This is a genomic window from Bdellovibrio sp. MYbb2 (assembly GCF_056175685.1).
Genome location: NZ_JBJKJI010000001.1, coordinates 1,871,706 through 1,888,194, shown reverse-complemented (window position 1 = coordinate 1,888,194; position 16,489 = coordinate 1,871,706). Strand labels below are relative to the sequence as shown.

Below are 16,489 nucleotides of genomic sequence, written 5' to 3'. Positions count from 1 at the left end.
AATGAAAATAGAGAAAGTAATTTTGAAAGGCTTTAGATCGTTTGGTAGCAAGCAAGAGATTTTACTAAATGATTTAACATCGATTATTGGTGGAAATGGCGTCGGCAAAACTTCATTTTTAATAGCCTTAAATCGTTTTTTTGGTATTACACAAAAAGATAGACAGATTGTTAACGAAGATTTCTATCTACCTCCTGGACAACATATTGACGATGTTCCTGAAAGAAAGTTCTTTATAGAAGTTAAAGCAATTTTTCCGGAACTCCAAGATGCAAATTTAAATCAAGATTCTGTGGCAGAGTGCTTTAGAAATATGACCATTGACCCTGGGGTAAATGAGGCACCTTATGTTCGCATGAGGTTAGAGTCGGTTTATACAAGAGATCAATATGGCGACGGAGAAATTAAGACTGAAGCATATTGGATAAAGGATTCTTATCTTGAAACCGAAGCTGAAGAGGAAAGAAAATCATTACTTAGTTCACATGATCGGCAAAAAATCAGAGTGATCTACACCCCTGCTAGCCGAAGTCCCGATACGCAACTTAAAGAATTTTCGGGAAGTCTAATTGGCAATTTTATCAAATCAATAAATTGGGCGACATCTCCGGAGACTACCCTAAAAGATGCTGTTAATACAGTAAAGGGAGCAATAAATCAGGAGCCCGGTGTTAAATTGATCAATGATGCTGTCACTAAAAGATGGAGTAATCTAACTTCAACTTCAAGATACTCTCAACCAAGTCTTAGTTTTATAGACGATGATGTAAAAAAATTACTCAAAGATGTATCGATGAATTTTCAAACTCAGGGATCTAATAAACACTCAGAGGTTGATAACCTTAGTGATGGCGAAAAATCTTTGTTTTATTTTTCATTGCTTCATAGCTCGTTAAGTCTAAAAGAAGCATTTTTAACGGATCAAGAGATTATAATTAGCGAAGAGAATCATAGAATAAAACAGTCTTTTGATGAAGAGAAACTTCAATTCCCAAGTTTAACCCTATTGGCAATCGAGGAACCTGAAAACCATTTATCACCACATCATTTCGGCCATCTAATTGAGTCCTTTAGGGGAATTGCAAAATCATCCAACTCACAGGTTATCTTCTCAAGTCACTCACCTTCAATTATATCTAGAATCTCACCAGAAGACATTCGGTATTTTAGACAAGATGGCAACTCTTCCATTGCAAAAAAACTAACCCTGCCACCCAATCAGTCAGATGCCTTCACATATGTAAAAGAAGCTATTAAATCCTATCCCGAATTATATTTTTCAAAAATTGTAGTCCTTGGCGAAGGTGATTCAGAAGAGGTAATTTTAAAAAAACTTTTTGAAGTAAAGGGACTTCCTCTCGATCGTTCTATGATTTCAATAGTTCCACTTGGCGGACGTTTTGTAAATCACTTCTGGAAATTGCTACATGATTTAAATATTCCGTATGTCACTTTACTTGATCTTGATTTAGGTAAAGAAGGTGGAGGCTGGGGAAGAATAAAATACGTTATTCAGCAACTTGTTAATCTCGGGCATGATTATAATGATGTTGTAACAAATACTATAACTGTCGAAAGCTTTGAACAAATGCATACGTGGATACCTTCATTGCCAGAACATTTTCAATCGCTTACCTCTTGGATTAATCATTTTCAAAATCAATATAGTGTCTTTTTCTCAAAAAATATGGACATTGACATGATGATGTTGGATAAATTTTTAACCAAATATATAGAAACAATTAAAGAACCTCAAGTTGGGCCGCGTGCACTTCCCGCTCTAAACGACCCAGATTATACAAAACGTCTTAATGAAATCTTAATTGCTATTTTTAACTCAACCTCTATCCCTGCTTTATATGATCCGACAAAATTAAACTACTACAGATATTTCTTCTTAGGTAAAGGTAAACCGCTTACACACAGTTTAGCTCTTAACAATATAGCTTCTGAGGAATTAGTTTCTAATTTTCCTGAGGTTCTTATCCAGCTATGCGAAGCCGTCACTAGAAAACTTGATACTCAAGTGATTGGACAATAACTATGAAAATTAAGCCTGAAGATTGGATTCCTATTGGCGTAACAGCATTAGAACCGGCTGCTTTAGAATCCGTAAAGGATAATTCAAATCTTCTCGTTATTGCTGGTCCTGGGGCAGGAAAGACAGAACTATTAGCACAGAAAGCATGTTTTTTACTTCAAACAAACACTTGTCAATATCCTCGACGAATTTTAGCAATCAGTTTTAAGAAAGACTCTGCCTCAAACCTAAAAGAAAGAGTGGAAAAACGCCTAGACGAAAAGCATATCAGATTCGATTCACTAACATTTGATAGTTTTGCAAAATCAATTCTGGATAATTTTAGAAACGTTTTACCAGACAATCTTCGACCAACAAAAAAATACGAAATAGCGACTTTAACAGACGACCAGATCCAACAATTCTTAGCTGGATTGAATTTTCAAGATCGACATAATACACAACCTCTCATTGAAATTATTAATTGCACACAGCGAGATCGACGTCGCCTCATTGATAATTTTATAAAAAATCATTTTACTAACTTTCGCCTTGGGACTACTGGAAGGACTCACATCCTTGACTGGGCCAGTGATTTACTCTGGCAGTATTTAATAAGAGGAGATGAAAATGGAAGTAAAATTACATTTCAAATGATTTCGCGGCTTGCCGAATACATAGCTATATCGAACCCCTTCGTTAGAAATTCAATTCTAGCGACTTATTCACATCTATTTCTCGATGAATTTCAAGATACGACATCAATTCAATATGAATTTGTAAAATCTTGTTTCTATCAATCTAATGCAATTCTAACTGGTGTCGGTGACAAAAAACAAAGAATCATGACTTGGGCTGGAGCGAGAATAACCGTCTTTACAGATTTTCAAAATGAATTTACTGCATTAGAAAAAACTCTAACTATGAATTTTCGGTGTGCTCCACGCTTAATTGAACTTCAAACAGTAGTGGCGCGCTATCTGGACGCGAACGCAATTCCTCAAGTCCCAAACAGACAGACTGGAGGAGTATTAAAAAATATTGATTTTCGAAACGAAAATCAGGAAGCAGCCGAACTTTCGCAAAAAGTTCATAGGATAATTCAAACCGGAATTGCACCTGAACAAATTTGTTTTTTATTCAAACAACAAGTACCACAAAATTCAGCACAAATTATTCAACAACTTAACGCATTAGGCGTCAAAGCTAGAGTTGAAGATGAATATCAGGATTTACTCAAAGATGATACTGTAAAGTTAGCTCTCACTTTCACTAGGTATATTTTTGGGATTGATTCAGAGGCACGTGATGAAGTTTTTAGATTGTTGATTGATGCTGACGCTCCCTTAAGTGAGTTGCGTCGTTCAGAACAAAGATTAGCTCAGTTTAGGAATACCTGTAGCAGAAGTTATAATTTTTCAACCAAGGAAGATACTTTAACATTCCTTAACGAAATATTTAATTTTATAGGAATCGCACGGCTAGGTGTTTTGATTCAAGGATTCACCGCGGATAATCTAAATAACTCTCTTGAAAGATTTAGTACAAAGTTTTTTGAAATATACAATCGGCATCAAAATGTTTCTCATTCTGTAAATGAATTCATGGGAAATGGTGTTGTTCCGTGTATGTCTATCCATAAGAGTAAAGGACTCGAATTCGAGGTAGTATTTTTTATTGGTATAGAAAGCGGAATGTTTTGGAGTTTTTCGAACCAACCTGCAGAGGATATTCAAACGTTTTTTGTAGGAATATCTAGACCAAAATCAGAACTATATTTAACTTTTTGCCATCAAAGAAATGGATGGCGACAAAATAAAAACTCAATTCAAGCAATTTATGATTTTTTGACTGCCGTAAATATTGAACACATTGATCGTAGTGGTGGATAATGCAAAAAAATATACCTAAACTTCTTAGTAAAACTCGTCTTATGCGCGGTTATCAATGCCTAAAAAGTATATACCTGACGCTACATAAAAAAGAACTTGAACCACCCGTCACTCCAGACTTACAAGCCGTTTTTGATCAAGGAAATCTGGTCGGCGAAGAAGCTCGAAAAAGATACCCTAATGGTGTTTTAGTAGAAAATCCTGCATGGGATTTCTTCGGTGCTTTGAAAAAAACTCGAGAACTTCTACTAAATGAAACCGAAGTTATATTCGAAGCTGCCTTCGAATATAAAGGTTGTTTTGCGCGCGCTGATATTATTACTTATTCAAAGTCTTCTAAAAGATGGTCTATCTACGAAGTTAAATCGACTACCAAGGTAAAAGAAGAGCATTTTGATGATATTGGTTTGCAGGTCTGGATTATGGCAAATGCTGGATTGCCGATAGAAAAAATATGCGCAATGCATATTAATAACGAGTGTCGCTATCCGAACCTCGAAAACCTATTTACGACAGTCGATATAACCGATGAGCTTAGAACTAGACATCCCGCCATCCCTGCAAAACTGAATAACGTTTTTAAAGCTATTAGAGCCGAGGCTTCACCGGAAATAGACATTGGTCCTCACTGCTTTCAACCGAACGACTGTCCTTTTACTAGCCATTGTTGGTCAGAAAAAAATATTCCAGATTTTAGTGTTTTTAACTTACCTAGCATTAAAGCAAAAAAGTGGGATTTATATTCTAAAGGAATTATTTCACTCGATGATCCAAAGTTATCTGATCTTTCACCTCTTCAACAACGTGTGGTTGATGTTTATAAAAGTAAAAACCGCTTCGTTGATAAAGAAGGAATTAAAAAGGCTTTATCAGAGTGGCAATTTCCATTAGTATTTTTAGATTTTGAAACAATCAATCCTGCAATCCCAAGATACGACAAAACTGCTCCATACCAACAAGTGCCATTTCAATTTAGTGCACACATTTGGGAATCGCCAACATCAAATCTAATTCATAAAGAATATCTACATACTGACAAATCTGATCCGCGAATAAATTTAATTCCAAAATTACTTGAAGCCTGTGGATTGAATGGTTCTATTGTTGCATATTATGGCCAGTTCGAGTCTAGCAGAATTTCTGAGATGGCCGATTATTCACCTGAACACAATACACAACTTAAAACGTTAGTTGATCGCATAGTTGACCCATTGCCAGTAGTTCGTGATTTTGTTTATGACAATTCATTCGCCGGTTCATTCAGTCTTAAAAATGTAGCTCCTGCTATTTTAGGTGAAGCTTCGTCGTATAAAGGAATGGCTGTTCATAATGGCACTGCTGCACAGCGAGCCTATGAAGAGATTTTAAATGAAAATACAGAGTCATCGCGCAGAAACGATCTTATTGAGGCTTCGCTTCAATACTGTAGAAAAGATACGCTCGTGATGGTTGAGTTAGTTAAATGGTTAATGGAAGTATCAAATTAACTCAAAGTCTTTAAAAAATATAACTGGAGATATTGATGCCTAAATTACTAAACGAAAAAACAATGGAAATAAATCTTTGTTCAGAACTCACAAGGTTCTTTAGTTTATTGGGTTATCATACAGTTTGGAAGGGATATACGCAGCAAGAAGAAGACAAAGATGGCGTCGATGTTATGACTAAATTCCCAAATGGTCGCGCATTTTTTATCCAGTGGAAAGTTGTTAAATCCGTTGATCGAAAGGGCAATTTTAAATTCAAAATAGATGACTCGCAAATGAAGAAGCTTGCTCAGCTCCCAATGGGAAAGAAGAATTTCGTTTTTTATGGATTTCCAAGTATTCACAGTTGGCGCTCTTATAAGCGTGAGAACTACATCGCACTCCCAACAACTAGGTTTGTTGGTGCGAAACAATTAAGAAATCACCCCTCGCTTGGTAAACAAAAGAGTCATACAGGTACACTGGATTCTTCATTAACTACAATGACCATTACATCAATACCAACAACATATAGTGCTCTCTCTGTTGAAAAAGTTTTTGGAATTGAACCAATTACGGATTTTAACAGATTTTTTTCTGGATTTCCTGATGATGTATATGGATTTCTTCAACAAGAAGTTAAAAATCCAATGTGGTCAAGAATGCAATCTCGTAGAAAACGAAATGATTCTATTCGTAGTTATATCGAAGAAAATTTTTTATCCTCAGATGACCTTAAAAAAGAGAAAACTCGCACGCTAATGAATGAGGTTTTCACCCCCGACGAAGAAGCCATTGGCGATTCACCATTTTTTTCTGGGTTGTACTGCGGAGTGCTTATTCCGTATTTGGATTTACTCTAGTTATGTGCGCTCAGTTCACCATAAAAGTTAAAGATAATTTTGAATCTTTTTTCGTTTTTGTCTAACTCGATAAAGGGAACCACAAGATTTTGAGCACCACTTCCTATTTGCAGGTCCTACAAAGAAATTTTGGCAATCTTTCACCTTACAGCGCTTTAAGTTCTTTAGCGCACCAATTGCTAATAAGTGCGTAATGCCATAGGCCGATTTTAGTTCAGGGTCAGTCATAATTGAATCAGAATTCGCGATATATCGCCAATATGGCATTCCGCTTTTCGAGTGCATCAATACGTGGTGATAACGAATGTGCGATAGCCTATCGTTCAAATGCTTAATAACCTTTTCAGTTATTCCATCTCTAACAAAAATCTCAAACCAGTCATGAATAATAATATTAAAATATTCATCAAAGTTAAGCTTACGAGTTTTAGTTTCTTCGTTAATAACCGCTGCATTTGCCGCTTTTAGTAAGTTTTTAACGTCATCAATACCCCATTCAATAAGCTGCCCTTTTTCATAAAGCAAAAACTGCTTTTTTTCCGAATGTTGCGCTTTTTTCAAAAAATAGCCCCCTTGAATGTGTTACACCTTTTATGATTATATCGTGTAACAATTTTTAAGCAGATATGAAAGGAGAATTTCCATGAAGCTATCAATAGTTAATGGCGAACGTCGCGAACCTGAAAAAGGCCTGATCGGCGAATGTATTGGTTGTGGACAACCCACAATCCCAAAATGTGGACCTATAAAGACTTGGCATTGGGCACATAAAACTCAATGCGAATGCGATCACTGGTGGGAAAATGAAACTGAATGGCATCGAAAATGGAAAAACTATTTTCCAGTCGAAAATCAAGAAATTAGACATAAAGATGATATTACAGGTGAATGGCACATCTCCGATGTGAAAACTAAAAATGACTATATACTTGAATTCCAACACTCCTTTTTAAACTCAAAAGAGCGAGAGTCTCGCAATAAATTCTACGGAGATAAATTGGTTTGGATAGTTGATGGATTGAAACGTCAGAAAGATAAATCTCAATTCGATTTATTTCTAAAATATGCAATGCCAATAGCTCAAAATTCTCCACTATTGAAACTCCATTCGTTTATTGAAGAATGCGCTCTACTAAAAGAATGGTCCGAATGTGGTGTGCCGGTATTTTTTGATTTTGGTCCTGATTTTCCTATATGGTGTCTTTTGCCCAAAACCACTAAGGATAATTACTATGTTCTGGAGTATTCACGGAAAAATTTTGTCCTTCTTCACACTGAATCTCTCAATGGAAGCACTTTTTCAGACCTAATGACATTTCTATCGGCTAGTATATTTGCTTATGAAAATCCAGAGTTACTGGAAGCTGCAAAACGAATTCAGTCCCATTCCGCACATCCACCAGTTACTCGAAAGGAATTAATAGTTTATCCAAGAGTGAACCTTGATAATTTGCGTTGGCTACAACAACAGATCAATCCCCGACCACGTATGTACATTAAGCCTAGAAAACTTAAGAGATGGTAAAAAACTATCCAGCTCTATGAAAAACAGTTTCAAGAATCGGCTCATTTGGAAAAGTCTCAAAAATACTTTCCAAAGTATCAAAATTGATATTGTGGTCCGCTTTCTCTAAACTTTTATATTTGCTAAGAGAGATTTCTAAGGTATCTGCAATTTGCTCCTGAGTTTTTCCTTGGCGCTCACGAAGAAAGTAGAGGCAGATAGCTAGCTTTTGCTTGCTGTTAAGATTTAGTTTCGTCAAAACGTAATTTAAATTTTCAGAAACATTTTCAACTTCATAACCAACAATTTTACTTTTGTCGGCCTTAGCCGCAAATTTAAAAACACCTTCGTGACCTGTGCGAGTTTGAGTATTGGGAACATTACTTTCAAAGTAGATGTACATGAGGTCATTTTCAGACAAGTATTTAAGGTTCATATATATCTCCTACTTTTTTGAGTACAATTCTTTGCCGGTTTTTATAAAGTCTGCATCGTATGCAGTAACTAACTTTCCTTTACCAGATCCAGTAACAGCAGCAACTACACAAAAATACAAACTTTCTGTGTCACTGATCTTGATCTCAACAGAGTAAAAGAGGCACGCATTCGCTGAGCTTTTGCTTTGAATGACTTTTGATGGATCTTTCAAAGTCTCTCTTACTTTTTCAATAGTCACCTCAGGGTGACCATCGATTGCATGCTGAAGATCATCAGACCAGATTTCTATTTCTAGCTGCCCTCCGATAGAGCCAACTGTCTCTATTAGAGTATTAGCCATAACAGCATCCTTGAATTCATAATAAGCGACCCTTTCAAAATAGTCAATATATTACCTATAGTCATAATATTGACCCATCAAATCTAATACATTCGACTTTACAGCATTTTATTGCAAATAGGTACATATTTAGACCCCCGACGCCACATCAACTAAATAGGCCCTCGATGAAGGGTACTTCTTCACGCAAACACATTTACCCACTCGCAACGACTTCACTAGATTCGGATGTATTATAAATTCCTCTACTTCACGCAGTGATTTACCCCCGGTCGGAATATCAATCCCAAAGAATTTTTCAGATTGGATGGTCGCCTTCCATGCAGTACGTGTCCCAGCCATACCGGAAATAATCTCTGCGCTTTCAGGACGCTTCTGCAAGAAGGCGTAAAGCGTTGATGTGTTTCCCATTAAACGGCCAGCAAACTCAGGGCTAATGCGCTGTAAATCGCAAATCTCCTGGTGTGCCACCACCACCGACATGCGGCTACTTCTGGCGCGATCAAGAAACCCAATAAAATCTTCCGAGGCTAAATCTGAAAACTCGTCAATAATCACAGAAAATGGCTTTCGATCACCTTTTGGAATTTCAGCATCTACCCTAGCTGATACATTTTTTAAATCTTGAAGAATAAAACGGCCAATAGTTTTGGCCGTTTCGCCATACCGACGAGAATCTAAAAATAGAAAAATGATCTTTGAAGACTTATACGTCTCAAATAGATCAATACCTGGATTATCAGTGGCGATCAAATCACCGAAATCTGACATGACAATACTTTCCAGCTGCGCGCGTAAACCTGATAAAGAACTGTAGGTATCTTTGTCTTTTAGAAAATCTACCAAATCCTGAGCAATGGATTTCATTGCAGAGTTTGTTAAAGGTACTTTGTTTCCAAAGTCGATAACAGTTTGAACTTTAGAGCAACAGCTTAGAATAGTCCCAAGATTAAACTGAACTCCCCCATTATCACGCAGCCAACACAAAAGAAGTAGCAACCTTAACAAAAAGCTACCCGACTGGTTTTTGTAGTATTCCTCTGACCAATTTAAAGACTGTATTATTCGATCCCGAAGCTGCGTCGCTGTACCATCGAGAATTAAATTATATGGCAGTGACATTGCTTTTTCAGACAACGAAAAGATTTGCAGATCATTAATCCGACCAGCATCAGCGACATACTGAGAAAACTTTAACAAAGTTTCCATGTCTGATTTCAGATCAATAAAAAGTAAACCTTTACCTTGAGAAATACGCTGCTTAACGATGTGGGAAAGTAAAACTGTCTTTCCATATCCAGAAGCCCCGACAATGTGAACATGGTGATTAAGCTGCCCCTCCGACAACTCTTCTTTTCTCCAAAGCGAACCTGACACTTTTCCTAAAATAACATTTTCATTTTCAGCATTAGTAAATGCCTTAAATTTTTTGATTACGTTTTCCATTATTAAAACATCCTTATTTAATGAATTCTGATTCAAGCGAGAATTTAAAAAGCGGCTGATATAGCGCCACCTCGGATTTAATCAGATCCAAAATTTTTTCTTTTTCGCAAACATAGTGGACACTGTCGAAAAGTGATGATGCAACCTGTGGTTCACTCATCACTTGAATGTATCTTTTAATTTTAGTTTGATATCGCTCTTTGGATTTGCGAGCTATCTCAAGCTCAAAGGCAACCTTTTTGCCCTCGGGAGTTATATAGATAGCATCAGGACGAAATTCAGCAGATAGATATTTCTTAACTTCGTCAAATTCAGAAAGTTGACGTTCAGAAATCCATTCTTTAACAACCCCAGAATTTTCGAGCGCAATTCTTAATTGCGCCACACGCTGGTCGTGATCGAAAAAACGACCATCTACTTCAAAAAGAGGACGACAATAGCTTTTTGAAAGGCGCGAATTCTTTAAAAAAAGAAAACCTTTTTGCGTCAGTACATATAAATGCTTGGCACATACATCGGTTAAAATCTGAAGGTAATCAGATTTTACTAATTTTGAAATGCGCTGCCGCGCCCAGATTACAGAGTTACTTGTCGAACCCCATTTCGTAACCTTAAAGAATTTTGAGTGTATATCTTCAAGAGTTGAAAACTTCATCTCTAAGACGAACTCAAGTATATCTAACTCACGATCTGTAAATCTAAAACCTTTAGAAACAGATACCTTTTCAGAAATCACAGGCATATCGAAGTAACAGTAAGAAGTTTGCATTTAGATCCCTTTCCCTAACTTTATATAAAAAAATAAAAACCACTCCCAACAATAATTGGTAATAGCCGCTGCCAGATTTTTTGTACTTTTGTATTTGGAGGCCCGCCTTGCTGACCACCTGCTCTCAACTTGTTGGGAGTGGGTGGTCAGCAAGAAAAAGCGGGCCGACCTCTCCCCTAAGCTATTGAAAAAGCTGGCAGCGGCGGCGAATAAACGCACCCAAAGCCCATCTTGCGAGATGGGACTTTGAATGGATTCTTTGATGGATGTCTCGATAGCCAGAACCTTGGCTTCAGAAAAATGCAGTTTCCCGCATAAACTCTGAAACCCTTTATAGAAGCGACTTTCACGATTTTTTCGTCTAGCCAACGAATAGCCAAATATAGCCAAACGGAGTAACGAACTGTAACTTTCCGTAACGGAAGCCGTAGTGAAAATGATGTAACTTATTGAATTTACTTGTACGTGATTTCGAGAGTTTAGGTCTAATCTGTGATTTATAGGGGGAGAAAATTGGGGTGATCGTCGGGATTTGAACCCGCTTTGGACATAAAAAAAAGGCAGCTCAAAGGCTGCCTTTTTAAAAAATTGGTAGTGAGAGGCGGACTTGAACCGCCGACCTACGGATTATGATTCCGTTGCTCTAACCAGCTGAGCTACCCCACCACACAGTAACGCCAACTCGTAAGGAACGAAGTCCCCACTTGTCTGCGTGAAGCAAGATTTTTAGTTGTGAACGCGCAGGAAGTCAATAATGGGCTTTGCGTTATATTTCGAATCTTAAATTTTCGTACTTAGCCCGCCTTAAGTCTTGACCGTGTGGCTTTTCCGCAATGCAATTACAGACTGTGACAGATTCTGGGTCCCAAAGACAGGGACCGCAACATGGTCCTTATATAAGGGCCACCACGGAGGGGATACTTATGAAAAAGCTTATGATGGCCTTGGCCGTCCCAGCGCTACTTGCAGGCTGTTCTGACAAGAAAACGCCAAAAACCGGTGATTCTGAAGGCCTTGCAGGCCTGTTCTGGCAACAAAGTGCTAACGTCATTTCCGTTCGCACCTTTGATGACCAGCCTATTAAAAATGCTCAAATTTTGATCGGTGATGCCCTGAACTCCCCGTTCAGCGGGAACTTCCTGACGACAGACGCTAACGGCCAGGTTGAAATCCCAGCCGGCTGGAACTCTGGCATGGCCGTGACTGTTCAAGCCCCAGGCTTTATTCGCTCTACTTATATGAACCAGGAACCAGGCGCTTTGACCTTCAAACTGCGCCCGTCCGTGACGACCACTCAATATGAAGTCAAAGGCGTGACTTCCGGTCTGCCGGTTCAGGACAAAGACGGTTATGTGGATTTCGGTTTGGTGATGCCAGCGTTCTCTAAAATGGCGCTGCTTTCCTTCGACATCAACAACGTGATCAGCCCGCAGTCTGACCGTATTGAAGCCATGGGGCAGGACATCGATGTTCCAGCCAACATCTCCCTGCCTCGCCAAAGCGAGAAATACGCTCTGTTCACGATCACTCTGGATAAACCGAACTATCGCATTTACTACGGAAACACCGGCGTGAACCGCGTTTTTGCGGCTCGCGGTCGTTTCCCGTTCAAATCCACCGTGGACGCCCTTCGCGGCGGAGCTGAATTCTATGAGCTGATCAACAGCTTCACCATCAACGGTGGCGCAGTTCGTGACATCGACGTGAAATCCGGCAGCACCCGCCTGGATATGCCAACGCGCGAGCTGAACTTCAACGCGAAACAAGACGTGACAGCTCCGGCGTTCCGTAGTGATGAGATGTTCATCGCGGTCGGCGTCGCCAATCAGTCTGGCTATTTGATCCCAACAGACGTGAAAAAGATCGAAAACGGCAAAAAACTGGGTCTAAACACCCTGCCTGGGTCCGAGCCGATGGTTCTGGGCGTATTGAAGAAAACCTCCGAGATGAAATCCGGTGGCGACCGCATGAGTGCGACACTTCTTCCGTTCGCGGCTGGCGTGGCTCCTAAAATGCTGCCTCTGATCCCGGATCCATCCCTGCAATCTGGAGAGATCCTGATGCCTAAGTTTAATACTATTGATGGCGTCAGCCCGATTGCGACTTACTCTGTCCTTTCCAAGGAAGAGGAAGTGGTTCAAGGCTCTGCCAAAGTGAAAGTTTTGAACCCACAATGGGAAGTTTATGCTCAGAACTGGCTTGAGCGCATGAAGCTGCCTCAATGGCCGAATGACTCAGTTCCAGCCGGCAAAAAACGCTGGGAAGTGAACTTCGTCGGAAGCCAGACGGCAACGACGGCTCCGGTGGGACCTCAGATGATCGAATCTGCGACTCACGTGACCCACAGCTCTGTTTCCTTCTAAGACACTCAAAGCCGCTTCATCCCGAAGCGGCTTTTTTTTCGCGCCAAAAAGCTTTCCAAAAGCGCCAAGTTGCTGTTAGATTTTTCTTAGATGTCTAATCCAGCGCGCATTCTATCCAAAAAAGTTCTGATGGGACTTGTGATTATCACAGGATGCACATTTGTGGGTTGCAGTCTTTTTGACAAAAAACCATCCGCCCACCAGCGCATGGGACAGATCAATAAACAAAAAGTCTTCTTTGCTTCCTACGACAACGTCTGGCGCGCGGCGCACGCGGTTTTGAAATACCCGATTGCCCAGGAAAACCAGGACACCGGTGTTATTGAAACCGAATACATCAAAGGTGTCGACGGCTGGATTCCACCGAACGAACAACGCCCGCCTTCCAGCGGGATTCGCTACAAACTGACCTTGATCTTTGCCAAAGGTAAAACCGAAGGCCGCGAATCCACCCGAGTCACCATTGAAAAGCGCATGGAGATCCTGCGCGACTTCTTCAGTGAACCTGAAACAATGGAAACCGACGGTCTGGAAGAAAAGATCATCTTCTATCGCATTGAACGCGAATTGATCGTCAACGAAGCTTTGAAAAAAGCCGGCTTCTAACCGTGCTGGTCAGATTCCTCCGCTCTATAGCTGAAAGATCCCCGACATTTGTTATGAGGATGTTCTTCAACATCTACCCGCCCTATTTCGGCTCGGGCATCAAAGTCGAAGAGATTTCGTCAGACTATAAATACCTGCGCGTGCGTTTGAAGCTTCGTTTCTATAATCGCAATTACGTGGGCACCCAGTTTGGTGGCAGCATCTATTCGATGACTGACCCGCATTTTATGTACCTGCTGCTGAATAGCCTGGGGTCTGAATACATCGTCTGGGACAAGGCCGCGAAAATTGAATTCCTAAAGCCCGGCAAAACCGACCTGATCGCTGAGTTCCGCGTCGACGATCCGCTGCTGAACGAAATCCGAGAAAAAACCAAAACCGGAGACAAGTTCGTTTTTGACCTGCCGGCCGATATCTTTGACCTGAACGGCGTCAAAGTAGCAGCCCTTAGCAAGACACTGTATGTTCGGAAAAAATCCGACAAACCACGCCAAGCCGCAACGTAAATTTTGAACGGACTTTTTTTCGTTTTTAGACGACGCAGAATCCTGCTAGGCTTTTTGATATGTCGAAATCAAATTTCAAAAAAGCCCTGATCTTTGCAAGCGTATTGCTGCTTCAACCCATCCTGAACCCGAGCTCTGCCGCTTTGGCGAAAAGAAGAACTCCGCCCAAGGCCTTCAGCTTTATCGCCGAAGGGGGCAAGGCCTCCCAGGGCGAGTGTGATGGCGAACGCAAGATCCCACGCCTGAAACGACTGAAAGAATATTCAGGCGCAAGCTCTTACATGGGTTCGGAACTGCAAGATCCAGAAATCAAAGGCAAGCCAGGGGATGAGATGTGGAAACACTTCTTCCGCGCCAAACCTGCCTGCAACTCGGTACTGGCTAAAACTCCTTCTTCGGTGAACGACAACCTGGCCAAAGCCAAACCGGACGTTTCCAACGAAGAGGACTCGGAAGAAGCCGCAGAAAATGCGGATGAAAAGCAACAAATCGAAAACGCAGAGGCAGAACCTGCCACTGAATAAAGAAAAAGCCGGGGTGACCCGGCTTTTTTATTAGTTGTTCTTCTTAATATAGTCTTTCCACATGTCGACCAAGGCTGTTTGCTTGATCGGCTTGTCGCTCAAGCGAACCCCAGTCAAGCGTTCCAACCCCCGCACCGCCGGCAGGTGAACTCTTGTGTCGTTATCTGAAAGCAGACCCGCAAAGGTCTTAAGCTCGCGATCCATTGGTTTTTTAGCCAATACATCCACGATCTGATGACGGATCCACAGGCTGTGGGCGTTTTTGAAGTTATATTTCTGATTCAGCTCTTCCCACAAAAGGTCACGAACTTCGGGGCTTGAGCTCTTTTCCAGAACCTCAACCGCCGCCGAACGAACCACCAGGGCTTTGTCTTTGATCAACTTTTGCGCGAGCTTTTGGGCTTCGTCCGTGTTCACTTCACTCAGCGCAATCAACGCCGCGTTTCGCATGAACCACTGACTGGAGTCGCCTGCACGCACCAAGTCCGGCGTGGCTTTCGGGCCGCGAGCTTCCGCGGCTGCCATCAAAGCCTTCCAACGAACACTCATTGGCTGAGAATCATTAAACGCCAAAGACACGAATTGGGGATAATATTTTTCGCCTTGAACCTGGACCACCATGCGGCGGTTTTCACCAGGAAGCTTCAACAGTTCCATGGCCGAAGTTAAAGTGCTGGATGAACCCTTGGGGCCTGCTGCCAAAGCACTTGAAGAAAGTCCCGCAATCAAAACAGAGGCCACAAGAATCTTATTCATAGCTTTTAACTCTTTTTGGTGACGAAGTTTTCAAACTCACTCATCAGCTGGTTGGTTTCATCTCCGTTTTTGGCGGCTTCTTCGCTGCCATCACCGGCTTTTTCAGCGGCCTTATCCAAAGCGCGCTGACCTTCTACCGCTGCTGCAAATTCTTTCATAAGGTCATCATCGATCAAATCAGAACCACCACCACTGTCAGCCGGAGCTTCCGGAGCTGGCTCGGCCGCCACTTCCGCTGCCGGAGCTGCCGGTTCCGGAGTTGGTTCTGGAGCAGGGGGCGGTGCTGGAGTCGGCGCTACTGCCACAGGGGCCGGAGCTCCCGCCTTCAGCGCTTCCAGTTGTTTTTTCAGGTCTTCGTTTTCATCGCGATAACGGGAAAGATCCGCAATGTCTTCGCTGATGATTTCATATTCCGCCAGGCGTGCTTCCAGATCACGAAGCTTGCCGTTAAGTTCTTCTTTTTCCGCCGAAGACATTCCGCCTTCGCCGCCACCAGCTCCACCGCCAGCGGAGGCGGCTTGCGCTGCAGCAAGAGCTTCTTGCAATTGCGCCTGAAGAGTTTCAACTTTCTGGTGATTTTCAGACAAGGACAAACGCAGCTGCGCCACTTCGGCTGCGGATTCTGCCACCGCCGCGGCCGCATCTGAACTTGAAGAAGCTGCCGCCGAAGCTTGCCCCTTCTTCGTCGTCAGTGGGGATTCGTCCATGTCAACATCCACACCCAGATCTTCCGTCGCCGGGCGGGATTTCGCCGCCGGAGCATGAGCCTGACTGTCGAGGATCTTTTGCAGCGTTTTCTCAAGCTGAGCCGCATCGATACCCTGACCGTTTTCTGCAGATGTGGAAGAAGAACCTTTCTTCGCGAAAAAGGCCCGGAAGGCCAAGAACAACGCAAGAAGGATGATGAGCCCAAGAAGGCCCTCTATGATCGAGGTATTGTGGTGATCCCAAAAGGACAGAAATTTTTCAATTGTCACAATTCAAATTCTCACCCAT

At 41.5% G+C, this 16,489-nt stretch carries 17 protein-coding genes and 1 tRNA gene; 9 read left to right on the top strand and 9 right to left on the bottom strand.

Annotation, left to right across the window (positions count from 1 at the left end):
* The first annotated feature begins 1 nt into the window (after position 1).
* Genes AC04MQ_RS09135 through AC04MQ_RS09120 form a run of 4 tightly spaced genes read left to right on the top strand, consistent with a single transcriptional unit; the run spans position 2 to position 6,241 of the window.
* Positions 2-2,041 (top strand): ATP-dependent nuclease, encoded by a 2,040-nt coding sequence (locus AC04MQ_RS09135; RefSeq protein ID WP_475391902.1) that lies wholly within the window; start codon positions 2-4, stop codon positions 2,039-2,041.
* A gap of 2 nt (positions 2,042-2,043) precedes the next feature.
* Positions 2,044-3,912 carry a UvrD-helicase domain-containing protein gene (locus AC04MQ_RS09130; RefSeq protein WP_475391901.1) on the top strand — a complete coding sequence of 623 codons (1,869 nt, stop codon included), beginning with the start codon at positions 2,044-2,046 and terminating at the stop codon, positions 3,910-3,912.
* On the top strand, positions 3,912-5,399 hold the full coding sequence (locus AC04MQ_RS09125) for a DUF2779 domain-containing protein (RefSeq protein WP_475391900.1): 1,488 nt from the start codon (positions 3,912-3,914) through the stop codon (positions 5,397-5,399). The genes AC04MQ_RS09130 and AC04MQ_RS09125 overlap by 1 nt, the downstream gene beginning before the upstream one ends.
* Positions 5,400-5,434: 35 nt before the next feature.
* A complete protein-coding gene (locus AC04MQ_RS09120; RefSeq protein ID WP_475391899.1) occupies positions 5,435-6,241 on the top strand; it encodes a hypothetical protein in 807 nt (268 codons plus the stop codon).
* A gap of 27 nt (positions 6,242-6,268) precedes the next feature.
* Here the strand turns inward: AC04MQ_RS09120 and AC04MQ_RS09115 are convergent, their stop codons facing one another.
* Entirely contained in the window at positions 6,269-6,802 is a 534-nt protein-coding gene (locus tag AC04MQ_RS09115; protein ID WP_475391898.1) for a CGNR zinc finger domain-containing protein, read from the bottom strand.
* An 82-nt stretch (positions 6,803-6,884) separates the two neighbouring features.
* On the opposite strand from AC04MQ_RS09115, the gene AC04MQ_RS09110 reads away from it, so the two are divergent.
* Positions 6,885-7,766 carry a competence protein CoiA gene (locus AC04MQ_RS09110; protein ID WP_475391897.1) on the top strand — a complete coding sequence of 294 codons (882 nt, stop codon included), beginning with the start codon at positions 6,885-6,887 and terminating at the stop codon, positions 7,764-7,766.
* A 4-nt stretch (positions 7,767-7,770) separates the two neighbouring features.
* Here AC04MQ_RS09110 and AC04MQ_RS09105 read toward each other — a convergent pair whose 3' ends face one another.
* The 6 genes from AC04MQ_RS09105 to AC04MQ_RS09080 form a co-directional block, all read right to left on the bottom strand.
* On the bottom strand, positions 7,771-8,181 hold the full coding sequence (locus AC04MQ_RS09105; protein WP_475391896.1) for a helix-turn-helix domain-containing protein: 411 nt from the start codon (positions 8,179-8,181) through the stop codon (positions 7,771-7,773).
* Positions 8,182-8,190: 9 nt separating this feature from the next.
* Entirely contained in the window at positions 8,191-8,523 is a 333-nt protein-coding gene (locus AC04MQ_RS09100) for a hypothetical protein (RefSeq protein ID WP_475391895.1), read from the bottom strand.
* Positions 8,524-8,652: 129 nt separating this feature from the next.
* Positions 8,653-9,969: a type IV secretory system conjugative DNA transfer family protein gene (locus AC04MQ_RS09095; RefSeq protein ID WP_475391894.1), complete on the bottom strand. Its 1,317-nt coding sequence runs from the start codon at positions 9,967-9,969 to the stop codon at positions 8,653-8,655.
* Between the two features lie 13 nt (positions 9,970-9,982).
* A complete protein-coding gene (locus AC04MQ_RS09090) occupies positions 9,983-10,738 on the bottom strand; it encodes a replication-relaxation family protein (RefSeq protein ID WP_475391893.1) in 756 nt (251 codons plus the stop codon).
* Positions 10,739-11,107: a hypothetical protein gene (locus AC04MQ_RS09085; protein WP_475391892.1), complete on the bottom strand. Its 369-nt coding sequence runs from the start codon at positions 11,105-11,107 to the stop codon at positions 10,739-10,741.
* Positions 11,108-11,327: 220 nt separating this feature from the next.
* Positions 11,328-11,404, bottom strand: a tRNA-Met gene (locus tag AC04MQ_RS09080).
* Between the two features lie 257 nt (positions 11,405-11,661).
* Here AC04MQ_RS09080 and AC04MQ_RS09075 point away from each other — a divergent pair.
* From AC04MQ_RS09075 to AC04MQ_RS09060, 4 genes are all read left to right on the top strand, one after another.
* A complete protein-coding gene (locus AC04MQ_RS09075; protein WP_475391891.1) occupies positions 11,662-13,101 on the top strand; it encodes a hypothetical protein in 1,440 nt (479 codons plus the stop codon).
* A 90-nt stretch (positions 13,102-13,191) separates the two neighbouring features.
* Entirely contained in the window at positions 13,192-13,707 is a 516-nt protein-coding gene (locus AC04MQ_RS09070) for a hypothetical protein (protein WP_011165078.1), read from the top strand.
* A 59-nt stretch (positions 13,708-13,766) separates the two neighbouring features.
* Positions 13,767-14,213, top strand: coding sequence for a DUF4442 domain-containing protein (locus AC04MQ_RS09065; RefSeq protein WP_475391890.1), 447 nt, complete (start codon positions 13,767-13,769; stop codon positions 14,211-14,213).
* Between the two features lie 59 nt (positions 14,214-14,272).
* Positions 14,273-14,737 (top strand): hypothetical protein, encoded by a 465-nt coding sequence (locus AC04MQ_RS09060; protein WP_475391889.1) that lies wholly within the window; start codon positions 14,273-14,275, stop codon positions 14,735-14,737.
* A 30-nt stretch (positions 14,738-14,767) separates the two neighbouring features.
* On the opposite strand, the gene AC04MQ_RS09055 is transcribed toward AC04MQ_RS09060, so the two are convergent.
* Positions 14,768-15,493: a HEAT repeat domain-containing protein gene (locus AC04MQ_RS09055; protein WP_475391888.1), complete on the bottom strand. Its 726-nt coding sequence runs from the start codon at positions 15,491-15,493 to the stop codon at positions 14,768-14,770.
* Between the two features lie 5 nt (positions 15,494-15,498).
* Entirely contained in the window at positions 15,499-16,470 is a 972-nt protein-coding gene (locus AC04MQ_RS09050; RefSeq protein ID WP_475391887.1) for a hypothetical protein, read from the bottom strand.
* Positions 16,471-16,489 lie beyond the last annotated feature (19 nt).